Here is a 657-nt window from a genome sequence, read left to right as displayed (position 1 = left end):
ATCGCTTTCCGTGTTTCTATGGTGCAAAGCAAAGCGGAAAAGCAAAAAACCCCAGTCATGACTGACTGGGGTTTTCTGGGCTGTAAGAGCCTGACGATGACCTACTTTCACACGGGAACCCGCACTATCATCGGCGCAAAGTCGTTTCACTGTCCTGTTCGGGATGGGAAGGAGTGGTACCAACTTGCTATGGTCATCAGGCATAAAGGGTTGCCATACTGAACGCCGTTTTGGAGTTCAGTACAACGAATTCATAGAGTTAAATCAGCTTTTTGTGTTTTGACTGCGTCTAACTTGGCATAACAATCTTTGAGCTTTGGCACGGTCATCGATATCGATATAGACATCGATGCTGTGTATTGGCAATCAAAGTTATAGGGTCAAGCCGCACGAGCAATTAGTATCAGTTAGCTTAACGCATTACTGCGCTTCCACACCTGACCTATCAACGTCCTGGTCTTGAACGACTCTTTAGGGGGCTCAAGGCCCCGGCAGATCTCATCTTGAAACGAGTTTCCCGCTTAGATGCTTTCAGCGGTTATCTCTTCCACACTTAGCTACTCGGCAATGCCACTGGCGTGACAACCGATACACCAGAGGTGTGTCCACTCCGGTCCTCTCGTACTAGGAGCAGGCTTCCTCAAATCTGCAGCGCCC

2 rRNA genes (1 of these 2 only partly in view) are annotated in these 657 nt (G+C 48.9%); both read right to left on the bottom strand.

Annotated elements, in window-relative coordinates:
• Positions 1 to 88: 88 nt before the first annotated feature.
• Positions 89 to 201 (bottom strand): 5S ribosomal RNA (gene rrf, locus ASE86_RS15540).
• Between the two features lie 175 nt (positions 202 to 376).
• A 23S ribosomal RNA gene (locus ASE86_RS15535) occupies positions 377 to 657 on the bottom strand; its annotated part runs 1,158 nt beyond the window's last position; the annotation flags it as partial.

Source organism: Sphingomonas sp. Leaf33 (assembly GCF_001421785.1).
GTDB lineage: Bacteria > Pseudomonadota > Alphaproteobacteria > Sphingomonadales > Sphingomonadaceae > Sphingomonas.
This window is presented reverse-complemented; position numbering and strand designations above follow the sequence as displayed.